At 53.5% G+C, this 2736-nt stretch carries 1 rRNA gene; it reads right to left on the bottom strand.

Features of this window, described 5'->3' with window-relative positions:
* Nucleotides 1-19: 19 nt before the first annotated feature.
* Nucleotides 20-2736, bottom strand: a 23S ribosomal RNA gene (locus AB5Y59_RS00050); the annotation flags it as partial.

Below are 2736 nucleotides of genomic sequence, written 5' to 3'. Positions count from 1 at the left end.
AACACTTCTTGGGTGTTGTATGGTTAAGCCTCACGGGTAATTAGTATGGGTTAGCTCAACGTATCGCTACGCTTACACACCCCACCTATCAACGTTGTGGTCTCCAACGGCCCTTTAGGACCCTCAAGGGGTCAGGGATGACTCATCTCAGGGCTCGCTTCCCGCTTAGATGCTTTCAGCGGTTATCGATTCCGAACTTAGCTACCGGGCAGTGCCACTGGCGTGACAACCCGAACACCAGAGGTTCGTTCACTCCGGTCCTCTCGTACTAGGAGCAACTCCCTTCAATCATCCAACGCCCACGGCAGATAGGGACCGAACTGTCTCACGACGTTCTGAACCCAGCTCGCGTACCACTTTAAATGGCGAACAGCCATACCCTTGGGACCGACTTCAGCCCCAGGATGTGATGAGCCGACATCGAGGTGCCAAACACCGCCGTCGATATGAACTCTTGGGCGGTATCAGCCTGTTATCCCCGGAGTACCTTTTATCCGTTGAGCGATGGCCCTTCCATTCAGAACCACCGGATCACTATGACCTACTTTCGTACCTGCTCGACCTGTCCGTCTCGCAGTTAAGCTGGCTTATGCCATTGCACTAACCTCCTGATGTCCGACCAGGATTAGCCAACCTTCGTGCTCCTCCGTTACTCTTTGGGAGGAGACCGCCCCAGTCAAACTACCCACCAGGCACTGTCCGCGAGCCCGATTCAGGGCCCTGCGTTAGAACATCAAACATACAAGGGTGGTATTTCAAGGACGGCTCCAGCGCAACTGGCGTCACGCCTTCAAAGCCTCCCACCTATCCTACACATGTAGGTTCAATGTTCAGTGCCAAGCTGTAGTAAAGGTTCACGGGGTCTTTCCGTCTAGCCGCGGGTACACCGCATCTTCACGGCGAATTCGATTTCACTGAGTCTCGGGTGGAGACAGCATGGCCATGGTTACACCATTCGTGCAGGTCGGAACTTACCCGACAAGGAATTTCGCTACCTTAGGACCGTTATAGTTACGGCCGCCGTTTACCGGGGCTTCGATCAAGAGCTTCGCTTGCGCTAACCCCATCAATTAACCTTCCGGCACCGGGCAGGTGTCACACCCTATACGTCCACTTTCGTGTTTGCAGAGTGCTGTGTTTTTGATAAACAGTCCCAGCCATCTGGTCACTGCGACTCCCGACAGCTCCATCCGCAAGGGACTTCACCATCAAGAGCGAACCTTCTCCCGAAGTTACGGTTCTATTTTGCCTAGTTCCTTCACCCGAGTTCTCTCAAGCGCCTTGGTATTCTCTACCCGACCACCTGTGTCGGTTTGGGGTACGATGACTTGTAATCTGAAGCTTAGAGGCTTTTCCTGGAAGCAGGGCATCAATGGCTTCCGCACCGTAGTGCGTTCGTCTCGTGTCTCAGTGTTGTGTCTCCGGATTTGCCTAGAAACACCACCTACGCACTTTCACCAGGACAACCGTCGCCTGGCCCACCTAGCCTTCTCCGTCCCCCCATCGCAATTACAAGTCGTGCAGGAATATTAACCTGCTTCCCATCGATTACGCCTTTCGGCCTCACCTTAGGGGTCGACTCACCCTGCCCCGATTAACGTTGGACAGGAACCCTTGGTCTTCCGGCGAGGAGGCTTTTCACCCCCTTTATCGTTACTTACGTCAGCATTCGCACTTCTGATATCTCCAGCATACCTCTCGATACACCTTCGCAGACTTACAGAACGCTCCCCTACCACTCACACTTAGTGTGAATCCGCGGCTTCGGTGCCTGGTTTGAGCCCCGTTACATCTTCCGCGCAGGCCGACTCGACTAGTGAGCTATTACGCTTTCTTTAAATGATGGCTGCTTCTAAGCCAACATCCTAGCTGTCTGAGCCTTCCCACATCGTTTCCCACTTAACCAGAACTTTGGGACCTTAGCCGGCGGTCTGGGTTGTTTCCCTCTTCACGACGGACGTTAGCACCCGCCGTGTGTCTCCCGGATAGTACTTACTGGTATTCGGAGTTTGCATGGGGTTGGTAAGTCGGGATGACCCCCTAGCCCAAACAGTGCTCTACCCCCAGTAGTATTCGTCCGAGGCGCTACCTAAATAGCTTTCGGGGAGAACCAGCTATCTCCGAGTTTGATTGGCCTTTCACCCCCAGCCACAGGTCATCCCCTAACTTTGCAACGTTAGTGGGTTCGGTCCTCCAGTTGATGTTACTCAACCTTCAACCTGCCCATGGCTAGATCACCCGGTTTCGGGTCTACACCTTGCAACTAGACGCCCAGTTAAGACTCGGTTTCCCTACGGCTCCCCTATACGGTTAACCTCGCTACAAAATGTAAGTCGCTGACCCATTATACAAAAGGTACGCAGTCACCCCGAAGGGCTCCCACTGCTTGTACGTACACGGTTTCAGGTTCTATTTCACTCCCCTCACAGGGGTTCTTTTCGCCTTTCCCTCACGGTACTGGTTCACTATCGGTCAGTCAGGAGTATTTAGCCTTGGAGGATGGTCCCCCCATATTCAGACAGGATGTCACGTGTCCCGCCCTACTCGATTTCACATCAAGGTTGTTTTCGTGTACGGGGCTATCACCCTGTATCGCCGGCCTTTCCAGGACCGTTCCACTAACTTCCAAGATGCTTAAGGGCTAATCCCCGTTCGCTCGCCGCTACTGAGGGAATCTCGGTTGATTTCTTTTCCTCGGGGTACTTAGATGTTTCAGTTCTCCCGGTTCGCCTCGCT

Origin of the sequence: Aeromonas sp. s10 (assembly GCF_040907975.1) — a bacterium.
Taxonomy (GTDB): domain Bacteria; phylum Pseudomonadota; class Gammaproteobacteria; order Enterobacterales; family Aeromonadaceae; genus Aeromonas; species Aeromonas caviae.
Note: the sequence above shows the minus strand (reverse complement) of the source record. Positions and strands in the feature narration are given on the sequence as shown.